Origin of the sequence: Streptomyces sp. NPDC101776 (assembly GCF_044766845.1) — a bacterium.
In the GTDB taxonomy this organism is placed as follows: Bacteria; Actinomycetota; Actinomycetes; order Streptomycetales; family Streptomycetaceae; genus Streptomyces.
In genome coordinates, this window is sequence record NZ_JBIWMV010000003.1 from 252,945 (window position 1) to 269,797 (window position 16,853).

The 16,853-nt window shown below is 72.1% G+C and carries 14 protein-coding genes and 2 pseudogenes; 6 read left to right on the forward strand and 10 right to left on the reverse strand.

Features of this window, described 5'->3' with window-relative positions:
• Positions 1–41: 41 nt before the first annotated feature.
• Positions 42–1,259 (reverse strand): annotated as a pseudogene (locus ACIRRY_RS12635) (amidohydrolase); the annotation flags it as partial.
• A gap of 183 nt (positions 1,260–1,442) precedes the next feature.
• Here ACIRRY_RS12635 and ACIRRY_RS12640 point away from each other — a divergent pair.
• Positions 1,443–4,349 (forward strand): AAA family ATPase, encoded by a 2,907-nt coding sequence (locus tag ACIRRY_RS12640; protein ID WP_403971347.1) that lies wholly within the window; start codon positions 1,443–1,445, stop codon positions 4,347–4,349.
• Between the two features lie 160 nt (positions 4,350–4,509).
• On the forward strand, positions 4,510–6,132 hold the full coding sequence (locus ACIRRY_RS12645) for a protease pro-enzyme activation domain-containing protein (protein ID WP_403971349.1): 1,623 nt from the start codon (positions 4,510–4,512) through the stop codon (positions 6,130–6,132).
• A 53-nt stretch (positions 6,133–6,185) separates the two neighbouring features.
• On the opposite strand, the pseudogene ACIRRY_RS12650 reads toward ACIRRY_RS12645, so the two are convergent.
• The 9 genes and pseudogenes from ACIRRY_RS12650 to ACIRRY_RS12690 all read right to left on the reverse strand — a co-directional run.
• Positions 6,186–6,473 (reverse strand): annotated as a pseudogene (locus ACIRRY_RS12650) (enoyl-CoA hydratase/isomerase family protein); the annotation flags it as partial.
• A complete protein-coding gene (gene paaE, locus ACIRRY_RS12655) occupies positions 6,469–7,572 on the reverse strand; it encodes a 1,2-phenylacetyl-CoA epoxidase subunit PaaE (RefSeq protein ID WP_403971351.1) in 1,104 nt (367 codons plus the stop codon). The pseudogene ACIRRY_RS12650 and the gene paaE, both read right to left, overlap by 5 nt.
• Positions 7,573–7,639: 67 nt before the next feature.
• Positions 7,640–8,146 (reverse strand): 1,2-phenylacetyl-CoA epoxidase subunit PaaD, encoded by a 507-nt coding sequence (paaD, locus tag ACIRRY_RS12660; RefSeq protein ID WP_403971353.1) that lies wholly within the window; start codon positions 8,144–8,146, stop codon positions 7,640–7,642.
• The gene (paaC, locus tag ACIRRY_RS12665) at positions 8,140–8,976 is read right to left on the reverse strand and encodes a 1,2-phenylacetyl-CoA epoxidase subunit PaaC (RefSeq protein WP_403971355.1); all 837 of its coding nucleotides are present in this window, start codon (positions 8,974–8,976) and stop codon (positions 8,140–8,142) included. Before paaC ends, paaD begins: the two co-directional genes overlap by 7 nt.
• 9 nt (positions 8,977–8,985) lie before the next feature.
• Positions 8,986–9,270: a 1,2-phenylacetyl-CoA epoxidase subunit PaaB gene (gene paaB / locus ACIRRY_RS12670; RefSeq protein ID WP_019075091.1), complete on the reverse strand. Its 285-nt coding sequence runs from the start codon at positions 9,268–9,270 to the stop codon at positions 8,986–8,988.
• Positions 9,267–10,259, reverse strand: coding sequence for a 1,2-phenylacetyl-CoA epoxidase subunit PaaA (gene paaA / locus ACIRRY_RS12675; protein ID WP_403971358.1), 993 nt, complete (start codon positions 10,257–10,259; stop codon positions 9,267–9,269). Before paaA ends, paaB begins: the two co-directional genes overlap by 4 nt.
• 245 nt (positions 10,260–10,504) lie before the next feature.
• A complete protein-coding gene (locus ACIRRY_RS12680; protein ID WP_403971360.1) occupies positions 10,505–11,371 on the reverse strand; it encodes a 3-hydroxyacyl-CoA dehydrogenase family protein in 867 nt (288 codons plus the stop codon).
• Positions 11,368–12,120 (reverse strand): enoyl-CoA hydratase/isomerase family protein, encoded by a 753-nt coding sequence (locus ACIRRY_RS12685; protein WP_403972251.1) that lies wholly within the window; start codon positions 12,118–12,120, stop codon positions 11,368–11,370. The genes ACIRRY_RS12680 and ACIRRY_RS12685 overlap by 4 nt, the downstream gene beginning before the upstream one ends.
• A 5-nt stretch (positions 12,121–12,125) precedes the next feature.
• Positions 12,126–13,331, reverse strand: a complete 1,206-nt coding sequence (locus ACIRRY_RS12690) for a thiolase family protein (protein WP_403971362.1) — start codon at positions 13,329–13,331, stop codon at positions 12,126–12,128.
• Positions 13,332–13,425: 94 nt separating this feature from the next.
• Between ACIRRY_RS12690 and paaI the strand changes: the two genes are divergently transcribed.
• The 4 genes from paaI to ACIRRY_RS12710 all read left to right on the forward strand — a co-directional run bounded on the left by paaI (position 13,426) and on the right by ACIRRY_RS12710 (position 16,820).
• Positions 13,426–13,857: a hydroxyphenylacetyl-CoA thioesterase PaaI gene (paaI, locus tag ACIRRY_RS12695; RefSeq protein ID WP_403971364.1), complete on the forward strand. Its 432-nt coding sequence runs from the start codon at positions 13,426–13,428 to the stop codon at positions 13,855–13,857.
• Entirely contained in the window at positions 13,854–15,218 is a 1,365-nt protein-coding gene (paaK, locus tag ACIRRY_RS12700) for a phenylacetate--CoA ligase PaaK (RefSeq protein ID WP_403971366.1), read from the forward strand. The genes paaI and paaK overlap by 4 nt, the downstream gene beginning before the upstream one ends.
• Positions 15,219–15,270: 52 nt before the next feature.
• Positions 15,271–15,909, forward strand: coding sequence for a TetR/AcrR family transcriptional regulator (locus ACIRRY_RS12705; protein WP_403971368.1), 639 nt, complete (start codon positions 15,271–15,273; stop codon positions 15,907–15,909).
• A 122-nt stretch (positions 15,910–16,031) separates the two neighbouring features.
• Positions 16,032–16,820 (forward strand): SAM-dependent methyltransferase, encoded by a 789-nt coding sequence (locus ACIRRY_RS12710; protein WP_403971370.1) that lies wholly within the window; start codon positions 16,032–16,034, stop codon positions 16,818–16,820.
• Positions 16,821–16,853: the final 33 nt, after the last annotated feature.

The following is a 16,853-nucleotide window of genomic DNA, read 5'->3' on the forward strand; positions in this document are numbered from 1 at the left end:
ATGGTGACGGGGATGCCCAACTCGACGGCGCGGGCGCGCTGTTCGGGTCCGGCCAGGCCGCCGTGCTCCATCACCAGCGTGCCGGCGGGCAGGCCGGGGTTGCGGGCGAGGACGCGCTCGTAGACGTCCAGGAGCGTGCGGACCGCGCGGTCGCCGTAGGCGTGGGTGCCGACCCACCGGCCGCGCCGGACCACCGCCTCGACGGCCTCCACCAGTGCGGCGGGCTCCCAGATCAGCGTCCCGGAGAAGGCGTGGTCACAGGCGTACGGCTCCTCGGTGGCCCCGGCTTCGAGGCCGCCGTCGAGGCCGAACTTCACGCCCCACACCCGCAGTTCGGGGTCGGAGCCGTCACGCCAGTCCTCCATGACGTCGAGCAGTTCCTCCACCTGGGCCGCGCTGGTCATGCCGAGCGCCGAGATCAGGGCGCGGATCCGGATGCCGAGCGCTCCGGCCTCGCGGGCGGCCAGGAGTACGGCGTAGTCGGCGGGGCTTACCGCGCAGTCGCGGACGGTGCCGATGCCGGTGGCGGCGTACTGGGCGGTCGCGAGCCGCAGCCCGTCGATCCGCTGCGCCCGGTCCGGTCCCGGCACCAGGCGCTCCACCAGCCCCATGGCGTTGTCGATGAGCCGCCCGTCGAGCCTGCCGTCGGCGTCGCGGCCGATGACACCGCCCGGCGGTACGGGGGTGTCCTCGGTGATGCCCGCCAGGCGCAGCCCGTAGCTGTTGACGACGTCGTTGTGGCCTCCGCGCTCGACCAGGACGGGGTGCCGGTCGGTGGCGGTGTCGAGTTCGGCCGCGGTGGGCATCCGCCGCTCGGCGAGGTTGAGTTCCTGCCAGTTGGTGGTGGTGCGGATCCACTCACCCTCGGGGGTTGTCGCCGCCCGTTGCCGGATCAGGTCGAGGAACCCGGGGATGTCGTTGGCCTGATGGACGGGCACGTCGTGCGCGCCGAGCGCCGCGTAGATGAGGTGCGTGTGGGTGTCGTCGAACGCGGGCAGCACCGTGGCGCCGGGCAGGTCGTGGACCGTGGTGTGCGGGCCCACCCAGGCGTCGAGTCCGTCCGGGTCCGGCGAGAGGGCCGCGATGCGGTCGCCCCGCACGGCCAGCGCCCGCTGCGGCGCCTGCCCGGGCACCAGGGTGTGGATCGCCTCGGCCCGGATCACCAGGTCCGCTCCGTGATCGCTCATCGTTCTCTCCCACTCCTTCGCGACATCCGCTGCCCAGTTTTTTGTACGACCGGTCTGCCGCTTCGCACCCATTCGGCGGTTGATGAAGCAGGAAATACGTCACTGCGGGCACTTCACATGGGGATCATGCGCCAATCGATCGACATCGATGTCCCGCTCTTGCCGGGCGCCGTTCGCGCGCACGGGACCGGTCCACCAGGGCGGACCAAGATTGACAAGGCGATTCCGCAACGGTTGTCATGAGCACTTGTCGAGATGCCCGAGGACACCATGCGAGTACGGTCATTGAGCGGGCGCCGCGAGTTGCTCGACGCCGCCCGGGGCGATTTGACGGTCCGTCAGGGAGTGCTGCTGTACGGTCCCGCCGGGATCGGCAAGTCCGTGCTGGTGGCCGCCCTGGTGGCGTCCTCGGCCGCTCATGTCGGGCCGTCCGGAACGGTGTTGCACTGCTCCCCCGCCGAGGAGGACACCCGGCTCCCGTTCGCCGGCCTCGTCGACCTGTTCGCACGGATCCCGGAGAGCTGCCTGGCGGCCTTGGCACCCGAACCCCAAGCAGCCCTGCGGGCGGCCCTGTTGCACGGCCGGGAACCGGACGGCGACCGGGACCGGCTCGCGGTGCGCGTCGCCGTGCTCGACGTGCTGCGCGCCCTCGCCGCGACCGGTCCCGTGCTGCTGGTCCTCGACGGCCTCCAGTGGCTCGACGGGCCGACCGCCGAGGTCCTCGCCTTCGTCGTACGCCGGGTCGAGGGCCTCGACGTACAGGTCGTCGCCGCCGAGCGGGTGTCCGAGGGCGAGCAGCCCGAACGGCCGCGCTGCTGCCCGCCCGGCACCGTCGAACTGCCGGTGCCGCCCCTGACGGACGACGAGGTGGCGCGGCTTCTGCCCACCGATCTGCCACCGGCCGTCCTGCGGGCCGTCCAGGACACCGCCGCCGGAAACCCTTGGTACGCACTGGAGTTGGGGCGGGCGGCCCCGCGCGACGGCGCGGCCGTCGGCCTCGGCCGGAACCTGCCCGTGCCCCGACGGCTGCGCACCCTGCTCCTGGACCGGGCGCGCACACTGCCGGAGACAGCGCGCCGCACCCTCCTCGTCACGAGCACCGCCGCCCGCCCCACGCTCACGCTGCTCCGTGTCGCCGGGTTCCGCGACCCCGCCGGGGACCTCGCGGAGGCGGAGCGGCTCGGTGTCGCGACGGCCGACGCCGACGGGACCGTGTGCTTCGGGCATCCGCTGATCCGGGCCGCCGTCTACGCCGACGCTCCGGAGCACGCCCGCCGACAGGCGCACGCGCTGCTGGCCCGAGCGGTCGCCGACCCCGTCGAGCAGGCGCGGCACTTGGCGCTCGCCGACCCGTACGAGGACGAGACCACGGCCCGCACGCTGATGGCGGCGGCTGAGTCCGCCCGTCGCGACGGCGAACCCGACACCGCCTTCGAGTTGGCCGGGCTCGCGGCCCGGCGTACCCCCGCCGACCTTCCCACGGAGCGCGCCGACCGGTTGTTGGCGGCGGCCGAATACGCCTGTGACGCCGGGCAGTTGGAGGAGGCGGGGCAGGCGGCCGAGACCGTGCTCGCCGGGTCGGGATCCGCACGGCAGCGGGTGCGGGCGCGGCTGGTCCTGCTGCGCAACGCCGGACAGGCGCTCCAGGGTGCCCACGCCCTGATCGAGGAGGGGCTCCAGGATGCCGACGGCGACCCGGAGGCGGAGGCCTGGCTGCACCACTGGGCCGCCGTACGGGGCCTGTTGTGCGGGGAGTTGGAGGACGCGGCCCGACATGCCCGGCGCGCGGCGCGGCAGGCGGCGGTGGCCGGCGACACGGACACCCGGATCGGGGCGCTCGCCACGCTTGCCCGCGTGCGATCCCTGGGCGGCGAACCGGACGCCGCCGACCGCGCGTTGGAGGAGGCCCTCGCACTGACCGGGGGCGCCGGTGCCGGACCGGAGAGCTGGGGGCTGATCCGGATGCGGGCGATCCTCGCCCTGGACTCCGACAAGGTCACCGAGGCGCAGGCCCGGGTCACCGAACTCCTTGCGGAGATAGGGGAGTTCGCCGGGGTCGAGGAAGTCATGGCGACCCTGGTGGCCCTGACCCGGATCCAAGTGCGCGCCGGACACTGCCGCGAGGCGCTGCGCACCGCCGCCCGCTGCACCCGTGCCGTGGCCGAGACCGGCGTACAGGCCGCTCCGGCGCTGTACGCGGCGGCGCTCGCCGCGACCGCCGGTGGCAGTGCCGACGAGGCGCGGCAGTTGGCCGAGCAGGCGGTGCGGGCCTCGGAGGCGGACGGTGACCGGCTGTTCCTGCTGCGGGCGCTCGCGGTGCTGGGGCAGGCCGAGTTGCTCGTCGGCGACCCGCGTGCGGCGGCGGCCGCGGTCGAGGCGCTGCAACGCGTGAAGGAACTCGGCGCGGCCATGTCCGCCGCCGATCCGCCCCTGCTGCACTGGTACAGCGATCTGGCCGAGGCCCTGGTCGTGCTGGGTGAGACGGACGCGGCCGGGGCGGTGATCGACGAGGCGCGCGAGCGGGTGTCCGCCGACGCCCCCGGCAGCGTGCTGGCCGCGCTGGAACGGGCGGAGGGACTGCGTGAGGCGGGGCTCGGCCGGGCACGGGAGGGGGCGGTGGGGCTGCGGGCCGCCGTGGACCGGTTGCGTCGACTCCCGCTGCCCGTGGACCTCGTACGCACCCTGATCGCGCTCGGCGCGGTCGAGCGCCGGGCCCGGCACCGGAACGCGGCACGCACCGCGCTCGGTGAGGCGCTGGAGACGGCGACGCGGATCGGCGCCGATCCGCTGGCGGCACGGGCCAGGGACGAACTGACCCGGCTGGAGGCCGGCGACCGGGACGGCGAGGGGCGGCCCGAACTCACGCCCACGGAGGCCAGGATCGCTGAGCTGGTCGGCGGCGGGGCCACCAACAGGGAGGTCGCCGCCGAGCTGTTCATCAGCGTCAAGACGGTCGAGGGCACGCTCTCGCGGGTCTACCGCAAGGTCGGCGTCCGCTCGCGCACCGCGCTCGCCCATGCCATGGCGGTCGCCGTCATCGCGTCCGGCGCGGCGACCGTGAGCGTCGGCGACGACGACCAACAGCCGTCCACGGCACAGGCGGTGACAATCAGTCAGCCGGGCCGTGTACGGACCGCCCGCGCAGTCGACAACCGGCGCTGACCCGTCGTCCGCGCTTTCGCACGCAATCCGCGGTTCACGTGACATGCACAGTTAACACGTGACGCAAGGGTTCCCCCGCTTATGCGGGTGGGGTCGATGTTCCTACGGTGAAGCCGTTCCGCTTCCGGGACAGCAACCCCCCACTCCTCGGAGGATCTTCGTGACCTCACGCCTGAAGCTGGTCGGCCTCGTCGCCGTGCCGGCCCTGCTCGCCGCCGCCGTCCCCAGCGCCTACGCCGCCGTCCAGCCGCACACAACTCGCGCCGCCGTCGCGGGAGATGTCCTCAAGGGCCTGAACCACGACGCGTCCCGCACCGGCGCCGTGGCCGCCGGCAAGCGCATATCGGTGGCGGTCAGCCTGACGCCCAGAAGCGACAAGGCGCTCGACACGTTCGTCGCGAACGTCAGTAATCCGCGGTCGAGTTCGTACGGCCACTATCTGACGAAGGCCCAGTTCGCGGCCCGGTTCGGCCGAACCGACGCCGAGGTCAAGCAGGTCAAGGACTTCCTGCGCGCCCAGGGTCTGACGGTCGGCAAGGTCCACTCGGGGAACCTGCTGGTCGACGCCAGCGGCACCGCCGCCCAGTTGGAGAAGGCGTTCGGCACCAAGCTGTCGACGTGGAAGGACGCCAAGTCGGGCCGCGCCTTCTACGCCAACGAGACCGCGCCCACCCTGCCGACCGGCATCGCCGGCCTCGTCAGTGACGTGACCGGCCTCAACAACCGCGCCCAGCTGCACCGTCAGTCGACCTCCACCGTCGCCCCGCGCAACGGCCCGGGCGGCGGCTACACCCCGGCGCAGCTCAAGGGCGGCTACAACGTCTCCGGCACGTACACCGGCAGCGGCCAGAAGATCGCGCTGCTGGAGTTCGACGGTTTCCAGCAGGCCAACATCACGAAGTACGACACCAACTACAGCCTGGGCTCGCCCACTCCGACCGTGTCGAAGGTGGACGGCGGTTCCGGCGCGCTCGGTGACGGTCAGGTCGAGGTCGAGCTGGACATCGAGGTGCTGCACGCGATCGCCCCCAAGGCGAACGTGACGGTCTTCGAAGGTCCCAACTCCGACGCCGGTGAGGTCGACACCTACCAGGCCATCGTCGACAGCGGCATCCCGACCACCTCGATCAGCTGGGGTGCCTCCGAGAGCCAGCGCACCACGTCCAACATCAACGCCGTGGACGCCGTGTTCAAGGCGGGCGCGGCCGAGGGCCTCGGCTTCTACGCGGCCTCCGGCGACGACGGCTCCGACGACGCGGGCGACGGCACGACCACCGTCGACTTCCCGGCCAGCGACCCGTACGTCACCGGTGTCGGCGGCACCAAGCTGACGGTCACCTCCGCCAACGCGTTCAGCAAGGAAGTGGCCTGGTCCGGCGGTGGCGGCGGCAAGTCCTCCGTCTTCAAGATCCCGAGCTGGCAGACCGCGGTGCAGAAGACCGCCGGTGGCGGCTACCGCCAGGTCCCGGACGTCTCGGCGCACGCCAACCCGAGCCCCGGTGTCTCGATCTACTCGCAGGGCAGTTGGGGCACGGTCGGCGGCACCAGCGCCGCCGCGCCCGAGTGGGCCGCGTTCGGCGCGCTCTACAACCAGCAGGCCGCTGCGGCCGGCAAGGCCAACCTCGGCTTCGCCAACCCCGCGCTCTACACGGCGAGCGGCACCGGCTTCCACGACATCACCAGTGGCAGCAACGGCGCCTACTCCGCCGCCACCGGCTGGGACTTCACCACCGGCTGGGGTTCGTACAACGCGGCGACCCTGGCCACCAAGCTGCTCGGCTGACCCGCAGCGACAGGAAAGGGCGGGCCGGGTTCATCCCCGGCCCGCTCTTCGCGTCACCTGAACTTGGCCTTGCCGGGGCCCTCTTCGACGAAGCTGCGCATCCCGCGCTCACGGTCCTCGGTCGCGAACGGCCCCGCGAACCACGTCCGTTCGACCGCAAGCCCCGTCTCGATGTCCGTCTCCAGACCGGTGTCGACCGCTTCCTTCGCCGCCCGCAGCGCGATCGCCGGTCCCTGCGCGAGCTTGGAAGAGCCGATCAGCCGGGCCGGCCGCTGCGTACCACCCGCACCCGGGATGAGCCCGAGGAGGATCTCCGGCTGCCCCAACTCGCCCGCCTCAGCTGTCGTAGTCGACGGCGAGGGTGTCGGACACCGGGTAGGTCTGGCAGGTGAGGACGTAACCGGCGTCGACCTCGGCGGGTTCGAGGGCGTAGTTGCGCCGCATGTCCGCGGTGCCGTCGGTGACCAGAGCGCGGCATGTGCCGCAGACGCCGCCCTTGCAGGCGAAGGGCAGGTCGGGCCGGGTCTTCTGGGCTCCGTCGAGGATCGAACTGTCCTTGTGCAGAGCCGAGTTGGTGGTGCGGCCGTCGAGGGTGACGCTGACCTGGCTGACGGGACCGTCGTAGACCTTGTCGATGTGTTCGTTGGTCCGTACGGGCTCGTCGTCGGCGTAGAACAGCTCCTGGTGGACGCGTTCGGCCGGGACGCCGAGTCCGGTCAGGACCTGTTGGGCGTCGCGGACCATGCCGTGCGGGCCGCACAGCCACCAGTGGTCGGCGGTGTCCACGTCGACCAGGGCGTCCACGAGCGCGGTGAGCCGGTCGGCGTCGAGGCGGCCGGAGAGGATCTCCGCCTCGCGCGGTTCGCGGGACAGGATGTGCGCGAGCTGGAACCGGCCGGGGTGCAGGTCCTTCAGGTCGGCGAGGTCGTCGGCGAACATCACCGTGTCGCTGCGCCGGTTGCCGTAGAAGAGCGTGACGCGGGAGCGGGTGTCGGCGGCGAGGACGGATTCCGCGATGGACAGCATCGGGGTGATGCCGGAGCCGGCGGCGATCAGGACGTGGTGGCCGGGGAGGGTCAGGTCGGGGGTGAAGGCGCCGGTGGGGGCCATCACCTCGACGGTGTCGCCGGGGCGTACGTCGTTGACCAGCCAGGAGGAGAACAGACCGCCCGGGACGACGCGTACGCCGATGCGCGGTCGCGCCCCCGCCGGGGAGCAGATCGAGTACGAACGGCGCTCGTCGCGCCCTTCGACCTCCCGGCGCAGGGTGAGCGACTGGCCGGGCCGGTACGCGAACTCCTCGGCGAGGTGGCCGGGAATGTCGAAGCCGATGGCGGCGGCGTCCTCGCACAACGGCTCGACGGCGGCGACCCGCAGTGCGTGGAAGGCCGGGCGGCGGCGCGCCGGGCGGGCGGGGGTGGCGGGGGCCGGGGCGGTCACTGGTCCACCGTCCTTTTCGCGAGGGGGAGTTGAGGGCTCGCCGTGGTCGAGTGTTGAGGGCTCGCCATCAGATCTCCTTGACGTACTCGAACGGCTCGCGGCAGGCGCGGCACCGCCACAGGGCTTTGCAGGAGGTCGCGGCGAAGTGCGAGGTCTCCTCGGTGTCGGTCGCCCCGCAGCGGGGGCAGGGCACCGTACGGCGGGTCGGCGACAGGGTGAGGACCAGCGGACCACGAGGGGCGGCGCCCGGCGGGGCGATGCCGTGTTCGGCGAGCTTGGCGCGGCCGGCCGGGGTGATCCAGTCGCTGCTCCAGGGCGGGGTCAGGACCGTACGGATCTCCACGCGCGCGTACCCGGCGGCCGTCAGCCGTGCGGCCACCTCGGCGCGCATCTCGGCCATGGCGGGGCAGCCGGAGTAGGTGGGCGTCAGGCTCGCCACCACCGTGCCGTCCTCGCGCAGCTCCACGTCACGCAGGACGCCGAGGTCGGCCAGCGTGAGCATCGGCATCTCGGGGTCGGGCACCTGCGCGGCGATGTGCCGGGCGCGCCGCGCGTCGAGCAGGGTGGTCACCATGTCGCCTCCGGGTGGGCGCGGGCCACGCTCTGGAGTTCGGCCAGGAGGGGGGCCAGGTGGTCGGTGTGGTCGCCGTCGCGGCCGTGTCCGGGGACCGGTGCCGTCGTGGGCAGGACGAGTCCGGCGGCGTCGGTGACCTGACGCAGCACGCTCAGCACCTCGTCCCTCAACTCCCCGTCCACCGCGAAGAGTTCGTCCAGGTACGGGGTCACGGCGGTCAGCGCGTCCCGCGTCCTCCGCTGCGACTCCTCCGTGCCGTCGCCCAGCCGGACGACCCATTCCGCCGCGTACTGACGGTGGTACGCGAGCTCCTTGACTCCCTTGGCGGCGATGGCCGCGAGCACCGGGTCCGGTGTGGTGACGGCGAGTCGCTCGAAGAGGGCCAGTCGCCAGGAGGAGAGCACCAGCAGGCGGGTGATGGAGAACGCGAAGTCTCCGTTGGGGAGTTCGGCCAGCCGTACGTTGCGGAAGGCGTCCGCGTCACGGAAGTAGGCGTACGCGTCCTCGTCGCGTCCAGTGCCGTCGACCTGACCGGCACGCGCGTAGAGCAGACGGGTCTGACCGAGCAGGTCGAGCCCGATGTTGGCCAGCGCCACCTCCTCCTCCAACTCGGGGGCGGCGGTGCACCATTGGGCCAGTCGCTGCGCGCTGACGAGCGCGTCGTCGCCAAGTGCCAGGCAGTACGCGGCCAGTCGGGCGGTGTCCGTCCCCTCCGGCACGGTCTGGTCGACGCCGTGCAGCGGGTCCTCGAAGCCGGTGCCGAAGGCCCAGCGGGCGTCGCTGTCGTCGTGCCCCTCGGCCAGGGACAGATAGACGTGGTCGTCACTCATTCCCTGCTCCTAGATGTGGGGGACGTCGTCGGGGATGTCGTAGAACGTGGGGTGGCGGTAGACCTTGTCGGCGCTCGGGGCGAAGAACGGGTCCTTCTCGTCGCGGGTCGAGGCGGCGATGTGCTCCGAGCGCACGACCCAGATGGACACACCCTCGTTGCGCCGCGTGTAGAGGTCGCGGGCGTGGGTGAGCGCCATCGCGTCGTCGGCGGCGTGCAGCGAGCCGACGTGGACGTGGTTCAGGCCGCGCTTGCCGCGGACGAACACCTCGTACAGGGGCCAGTCCTGCGTCATGCCGCCGCTCCTTCGGTTTTCTGGGTACGGGCGGCCTGCTTGGCCGCGTGGGCGGTGGCCGCCTCCCGGACCCAGGCGCCCTCCTCGTGGGCGGCCCGGCGGCGGGAGACCCGCTCCGCGTTGCGCGGTCCGTCGCCGCTGATCACGCGCTGCAACTCGGACCAGTCCGGGGTGCCGAAGTCGTGATGGCCGCGCTCCTCGTTCCAGCTCAACTCCGGGTCGGGCAGGGTGACTCCGAGCTTCGCCGCCTGCGGGACCGTCATGTCGACGAAGCGCTGGCGCAGTTCGTCGTTGCTGTGCCGCTTGATCTTCCAGGCCATGGAACGCGCCGAGTTGGGCGAGTCGTCGTCGGGCGGGCCGAACATCATCAGCGACGGCCACCACCAACGGTCCACCGCGTCCTGGACCATGGCCCGCTGACCGTCCGTGCCGCGCATCATCGTGAGCAGCAGCTCGAAGCCCTGGCGCTGGTGGAAGGACTCCTCCTTGCACACGCGCACCATGGCCCGCGCGTACGGCCCGTAGGAGCAGCGGCACAGCGGCACCTGGTTGCAGATCGCCGCGCCGTCCACGAACCAGCCGATCACGCCGACGTCGGCGAAGGTCGGCGTCGGGTAGTTGAAGATCGACGAGTACTTCTGCCGGCCCTCGATCAGCGCCTCGGTCAGGTCCGCGCGGTCCGCGCCCAGGGTCTCGGCGGCCGAGTACAGATACAGTCCGTGTCCGGCCTCGTCCTGCACCTTCGCGAAGAGGATCGCCTTGCGGCGCAGGGAGGGCGCGCGGGTGATCCAGTCGCCCTCCGGCTGCATCCCGATGATCTCGGAGTGCGCGTGCTGCGCGATCTGCCGGATCAGGGTCTTGCGATAGCCCTCGGGCATCCAGTCGCGGGGCTCGATCCGCTGGTCCTTCGCGATCGTGGCGTCGAACTGCTCCCGCAGCGGCCCCGCGTCCCGGTCGGCGGCCGACGCCCCCGTGTCTGTGCCGGTCATCAACACACCACCTTCCCTACCGACCATTCGTTCGGTACCCAGTCTGATGGGTTTCCCCCGGCGAGGCAAGACCTGCCGGACGAATGGCTGGTCAGCGGCCCTCGAACGAGGGCTCCGCCCGCACGAGAAAGGCTTCTACGGCGGCCCGGTGGTCCCGCGTAGCACCCAGCCTCTCCTGTGCAGCCGCCTCGCGCTCCAGCACGGTGGCAAGGCTCGCGCCGGGCGCGTCCCTCCCTGCTTCGCGCTCACTCCCATACATAGAACCCCTGTCCCGTCTTGCGGCCCAGCTCGCCGCGGGCGACCTTGTCCCGCAGCAGTCGCGGCGGGGCGAAGCGCTCGCCGAGGGTGGAGTGCAGGTACTCGGCGATGGCGAGGCGCACGTCGAGGCCGACCAGGTCGGTCAGGCGCAGCGGTCCCATGGGGTGCTTGTACCCGAGGCTCATCGCGTCGTCGATCGCCTCCGGCGCGGCGACGCCCTCCTCGACCATGCGGATCGCCTCCAGACCGAGCGCCAGTCCGAGCCGGCTGCTGGCGAAGCCGGGCGAGTCCTTGACGGTCACGTCCTTCTTGCCGAGTGCGTGCGTCCAGTCGAGCGCGGCGCTGACGACGGCTGCCTCGGTGTGCGGTGCGACGACGATCTCGACCAGCGCGGAGGCGGGCACCGGGTTGAAGAAGTGCATGCCCAGGAAGCGTCCGGGCCGGGTGAGCACGGAGGCGAGTTCGGCGACCGAGAGGGAGCTGGTGTTGGTGGCCAGCACGGTCCTCGCGCCCACCGCCCGCTCGGCCGCCGCGAGCACGCGGGCCTTGAGGCCGGCGTCCTCCGGGACGGCCTCGACGACGAGGTCGGCGTCGGCGGGCAGGCCGTCGACCGAGTCCGCCATGGTGAGGCGGGCGAGCACCTGCTCGGCGGGCTCGTCGAGCAGGCCGCGCTCGGCGGCCCGCTTGAGGCCGGTCGCGACCCGGTCGAACGCCGCGGCCGAGGCCGCCTCGCCGCTCTCCACGACGGTCACCGACGAACCGGCGGCCACGAAGGACTGCGCGATCCCGGCGCCCATCCGGCCACCGCCGATCACACCGACAACGGCCGGTGCGGAGACGGGTGTTGGGCTCATGCGCGGTTCCTCTTCTCCAAGAAGCGTGTCATCCGGTCCCTCTTGTCCTGCCCCTCGAAGAGCACGGCCTGGGCGAGGTCGTCGGCGATCGGGTGCGCGCCGGGCGAGTCGACCACCAGCTTGGTGAGCCGGAGGGCCGTGGCCGAGGACCGGGCCATGCGGTCGAGCAGCGCGTGCGCCTCGTCCAGCAGCTTCTCCGCCGGTACGACGTCGATGACCAGCCCGGCCGCCAGGGCCGCCGCCGCGTCGAGGTTCCGTCCGGCCAGCAGTACCTGCTTGGCGAGGGACTCGCCGACCAGCTCGGGCAGCCGCCAGCAGGCACCGGCCGCCGCGAGGATGCCGAGCCCTGGTTCCGGGTTGCCGAAGACGGCGTCCGGACCGGCGATCCGCAGATCGCAGGCGTACGACAGTTCCGCGCCGCCGCCCAGCGCCCAGCCGTCCACCGCGGCGAGGGTCGGCATCGGCAGCCGGCGTACCCGCTCGAAGAGCCGGCTGTTGATGCCCCGGAGCGCCTCGTCCCGCCCGCGTGCCAGCAGTTCCGCGATGTCGGCGCCGCCGGCGAAGACCCCGCCGTGACCGGTGAGCAGGAGCAGCTTGGGTTCCTGCTCCAACTGCTCGCAGACGGCGTGCAGTTCGCGGATCATCAGCCCGCTGATGGCGTTGCGGGCCTCGGGCCGGTGCAGGGTGACGACGACACGGTCCGCGCGCTCCTCGACGAGAAGGGTCTCGTACGGGCCGTAGGCAGAAATGGCGCTCACACCCGCTCCACGAGCATCGCGACACCCTGGCCGACACCGACGCACAGCGTGGCCAGACCCCGGCGGGCGTCCTCGCGCTCCAGCCGTCCGAGCAGCGTGAGCAGGATGCGGGCGCCGGAGCAGCCGAGGGGATGGCCGAGCGCGATGGCTCCGCCGTCCGCGTTGACCTTCTCCTCGTCGAGCTTGAGGCGGCGCGTGACGGCGATCGCCTGGGCGGCGAAGGCCTCGTTGAGTTCTACGGCGTCCAGGTCGGCGGTCCCCCAGCCGGCGCGGGCGAGGGCCTTCTCGGTGGCGGGGACCGGGCCGAGGCCCATGATGTGGGGCTGCACGCCGGCCGAGGCGGAGGTGACGATCCGGGCCCTGGGGGTGAGTCCGTGGCGTCGGACGGCCGCGCCGCTCGCGACCACCAGGGCGGCGGCGCCGTCGGACAGCGGTGAGGAGGAGCCCGCGGTGACGATGCCGCCCTCGCGGAAGATGGTGCGCAGGGAGCCGAGCTTCTCCAGCGTGGTGCCGGGGCGCGGGCCCTCGTCGCGGGTCACCGCGCCGTCCTTCACCGCGACCGGCACGATCTCCCGGTCGAAGTGGCCCGACTCCTGGGCGGCGACCGCCCGTTGATGGCTGCGCAGCGCGAACGCGTCGGACTCGGCGCGGGTGATGCCGTCGAGCGCGGCAACCTCCTCGGCGGTCTCGCCCATCGACAGGGTCTGCTGTGCGGCGAAGCGCGGATTGGTGAAGCGCCAGCCGAGCGACGTGTCGTGCACCTCCCCGGGTTTGGCCCACGGGGTGCCGGGCTTGGCCATCACCCAGGGGGCGCGGGTCATGGACTCCACCCCGCCCGCGACGACCAGGTCCGCCTCTCCGGCGCGTATCGCCTGCGCGGCCGAGGCCACGGCGGTCAGACCGGAGGCGCACAGCCGGTTGACGGTGTAGCCGGGCACGGTGTGCGGCAGCCCGGCCAGCAGGACGGCCATCCGCGCCACGTCGCGGTTGTCCTCGCCGGCCTGGTTGGCGGCGCCGAGGATCACCTCGTCCACCTCCTCGGCCGGGATCCCGGCCCGGCGGACCGCCTCGCCGACGACCAGCGCCGCGAGGTCGTCGGGCCGTACGGAGGCCAGGGCGCCGCCGTAGCGGCCCTGTGGGGTGCGGGCCCCGTCGATCAGATAGACCTCGCCGGAGGAGGGTTCGGAGCTGGTCTGGGGCATGCGTTCCACCTCTTGACAGGCAGTGGTGATGCTGGATTACTTGGCCGTGACGCACGCTAACCGAATGTTCGGTCGGTCCACAAGGTGGTGGAAAATGACGCAGGCCGCTGACACGGCCTCCGGTCCCACGGCGCGGATGTTCGCCGCGGACGAGGCGTCCCGGGCTCTCGGCATGGAGCTCGTCGAGCACGGCGCGGGGACCGCCGTGCTCCGTATGACCGTGACCCCGGCCATGGTCAACGGACACAGGATCGCTCACGGCGGCTATCTGTTCCTGCTCGCCGACTCCGCCTTCGCCTGTGCCTGCAACAGCCACGGCCCGGTGACCGTGGCCGCCGGTGCCGACATCGACTTCGTCGCCCCGGCGCACGAGGGCGACGTCCTGGTGGCGACCGCGACGGAGCGCACCCGGTTCGGCCGCAGCGGCATCTACGACGTGAGCGTGCTGCGCGGCGACCAGGTGATCGCGGAGTTCCGCGGCCGCAGCCGCATGATCGACAGCGCGAAGACGAAGGAGTCTCCATGAGCAGCGACCTGACAGCCCCGGCGGCCCCACCGGCTTCGCCGCCCCTGAGTCCGCGCCTCGGGGAACCGCTCCCCGACGGGTTGCTGGACGCCGCCGAGCGCCTGACGCGCGAGGAGCTGCGGGAGCACCAACTCGGCCTGCTCCAGGCCACGTTGCGACACGCCTACGACCATGTGGAGCTGTACCGCAGGAAGTTCGACGAGGCCGGCGTCACCCCCGAGGACTGCCGCATCCTGGAGGACCTCGGCCGCTTCCCCTTCACCACGAAGGCCGACCTGCGCGACACGTACCCCTTCGGCATGTTCGCCGTCCCCATGGACCAGGTCCGCCGTGTCCACGCCTCCAGCGGCACCACCGGCCGCCCCACGGTCGTCGGTTACACGGAGAACGACCTCTCCATGTGGTCCGACGTGGTGGCCCGCTCGATCCGCGCGGCCGGTGGCCGCCCCGGGCACAGGATCCATGTGTCGTACGGCTATGGGTTGTTCACCGGTGGTCTGGGCGCCCACTACGGCGCCGAGCGCGCGGGCTGCACGGTGATCCCGGCCTCCGGTGGCATGACCGCCCGCCAGGTGCAGATCATCCAGGACTTCGAGCCCGAGATCATCATGGTCACCCCGTCGTACATGCTCACCCTCCTCGACGAGTTCGAGCGCCAGGGTGTCGACCCGCGCACCAGCTCCCTCAAGGTGGGCATCTTCGGCGCCGAGCCGTGGACGGAGGCGATGCGGCTGGAGATCGAGGAGCGCATGGACATCCACGCGGTCGACATCTACGGCCTGTCCGAGGTGATCGGCCCCGGTGTCGCGCAGGAGTGCGTGGAGACCAAGGACGGCCTCCATGTGTGGGAGGACCACTTCTACCCGGAGGTCGTCGACCCGATCTCCGACGAGGTGCTGCCCGAGGGCGACAGCGGCGAGCTGGTCTTCACCTCCCTCACCAAGGAGGCCCTGCCGATCATCCGCTACCGCACCCGCGACCTGACCCGGCTGCTGCCCGGCACCGCCCGGCCGGCGTTCCGGCGCATCGAGAAGATCACCGGCCGCTGCGACGACATGATCATCCTGCGCGGGGTGAACGTCTTCCCCAGCCAGATCGAGGAGATCATCCTGCGCTCCCCCGCCGTCGCCCCGCACTTCACGATCCAGCTCAGCCGGCGCGGCCGTATGGACCATATGACGGTCCGCGCCGAGGCCCGGCCCGGCGCCACTCCCGAACAGCGGGACTCCGCCGCCGCGGCGATCGGCAAGGGCGTCAAGGACGGCGTGGGGGTGTCCGTGGCGGTGGAGATCGTCGATCCGGAGACCCTGGAGCGCTCGGTGGGGAAGATCCGCCGGGTCAAGAATCTGCGGGAGCAGTGACCGCGGCGGCCGTTCCGTCCGGTGCGGTCGCCGGTCTTGTCACAATGGCCCGGTGACCAGGACACCTGTGCAGAACCCGGCCGGCCGCCACGGCCGGCCCGCCTACGACCGCGACTCGCTGCTGGAGGTCGCCGTCGTGGTCTTCAACGAACGCGGCTACGACGGCACCGGCATGGAGGAACTGGCCAGGCGCCTGGGACTCAGCAAGTCGAGCATCTACCACCATGTGTCCGGCAAGGAGGAACTCCTCGAACTCGCGGTCAACCGCGCCCTGGACGCGCTCTTCGCCGTGCTGGACGAGGAGGAGAGGCAGGCCCGGGACCCGGCCGTCGGGTCCCCGGCGACCGCCCGGATGAAGCGGGTCATCCACCGCAGCGTCGAGGTGCTCGCCGCCGAACTGCCGTACGTCACCCTGCTGTTGCGGCTGCACGGCAACAGTGAGGTCGAGCAGCGGGCGCTGGCCCGGCGCCGTGAATTCGACCACCGGGTGGCCGAGTTGATGACCCGGGCGGCGGCCGAGGGCGGCATACGCGCGGACATCGATCCGCACCTCGCGAGCCGGCTGCTGTTCGGCACCGTCAACTCGCTGGTGGAGTGGTACCGCCCCGACCGCGATCTGACCGTGGAGACCCTGGCGGACGCCCTGACGACCATCCTCTTCGACGGCCTGCACGGACCCGCGCGCGGCTGACCTGCGCGGCAGGCCCAACTCCCCTCCCCCACAGGCCATATGACCGGCCCGAGTACGATGATCGCGAGCCCGGCCCGCCCCACCTCCCCCACCCGCCCCTCACTTGCCGCGATGGAGTTGCCATGACGACCGGCCCCAAGCCGTCACCGCAGATCGACACCGGCAAGGCACATCCCGCGCGGGTCTACGACTGGCTGCTGGGCGGCAAGGACAACTACCCGGTCGACGAGGCCGTGGGCGAGAAGCTGCCGCCCGAGGCGAAGGACGCGGCCCGGCAGAACCGTGCCTTCATGCACCGCGCGGCGACCTGGGTCGCCGGCCGGGGCATCGACCAGTTCCTGGACATCGGCACGGGCATCCCCACCGCGCCCAATCTGCATCAGATCGTCCAGCGGACGGTGCCGACGGCGAAGGTCGTCTACACCGACTACGACCCGATCGTCCTGCGTCATGCCGAGGCGCTCCTGGTCAGCCACCCCGACGGGGTCACCGACTACATCCAGGCCGACGTACGCCAGCCCGAGGAGATCGTCGAACACGCCCGCCACGTCCTGGACTTCACCCGCCCGATCGCCCTCTCGCTGATCGCGCTGATGCACTTCATCCCGGACGAGCAGGACGCCCACGGCATCGTCCGCGACCTCGTCGCCACCCTGCCGTCCGGCAGCTGTCTGGTCCTGTCCCACGCCGCGTCCGACCTCTACCCCGAACTCGCCGCACAGGTCACCGCCGAGTACGCCAAGGGCGGCATCAAGCTCGGCTTCCGCACCCGCCCGGAGGTCGAGCGCTTCTTCGACGGCCTCGACCTGGTGCCGCCGGGCCTGGTGACGGCGACCGAGTGGAACCCGCCGGCGTCGGAGGGGGCTCCGGAGGGCAGCGGGATCTACGCGGCGGTGGCGCGGGTCCGCTGAGTCCGGAGTCGCCGGTCCGGACCGGCGACGGCC

Excerpts from the sequence above, each read along its gene's own strand:
- ACIRRY_RS12640 (WP_403971347.1), top strand. The coding sequence starts at position 1,443 with ATGCCCGAGGACACCATGCGAGTACGGTCATTGAGCGGGCGCCGCGAG.
- paaD (WP_403971353.1), bottom strand. The coding sequence starts at position 8,146 with ATGGTGACCACCCTGCTCGACGCGCGGCGCGCCCGGCACATCGCCGCG.
- paaC (WP_403971355.1), bottom strand. The coding sequence starts at position 8,976 with ATGAGTGACGACCACGTCTATCTGTCCCTGGCCGAGGGGCACGACGAC.
- paaB (WP_019075091.1), bottom strand. The coding sequence starts at position 9,270 with ATGACGCAGGACTGGCCCCTGTACGAGGTGTTCGTCCGCGGCAAGCGC.
- paaA (WP_403971358.1), bottom strand. The coding sequence starts at position 10,259 with ATGACCGGCACAGACACGGGGGCGTCGGCCGCCGACCGGGACGCGGGG.
- ACIRRY_RS12680 (WP_403971360.1), bottom strand. The coding sequence starts at position 11,371 with ATGAGCCCAACACCCGTCTCCGCACCGGCCGTTGTCGGTGTGATCGGC.
- ACIRRY_RS12690 (WP_403971362.1), bottom strand. The coding sequence starts at position 13,331 with ATGCCCCAGACCAGCTCCGAACCCTCCTCCGGCGAGGTCTATCTGATC.
- paaI (WP_403971364.1), top strand. The coding sequence starts at position 13,426 with ATGACGCAGGCCGCTGACACGGCCTCCGGTCCCACGGCGCGGATGTTC.
- paaK (WP_403971366.1), top strand. The coding sequence starts at position 13,854 with ATGAGCAGCGACCTGACAGCCCCGGCGGCCCCACCGGCTTCGCCGCCC.
- ACIRRY_RS12710 (WP_403971370.1), top strand. The coding sequence starts at position 16,032 with ATGACGACCGGCCCCAAGCCGTCACCGCAGATCGACACCGGCAAGGCA.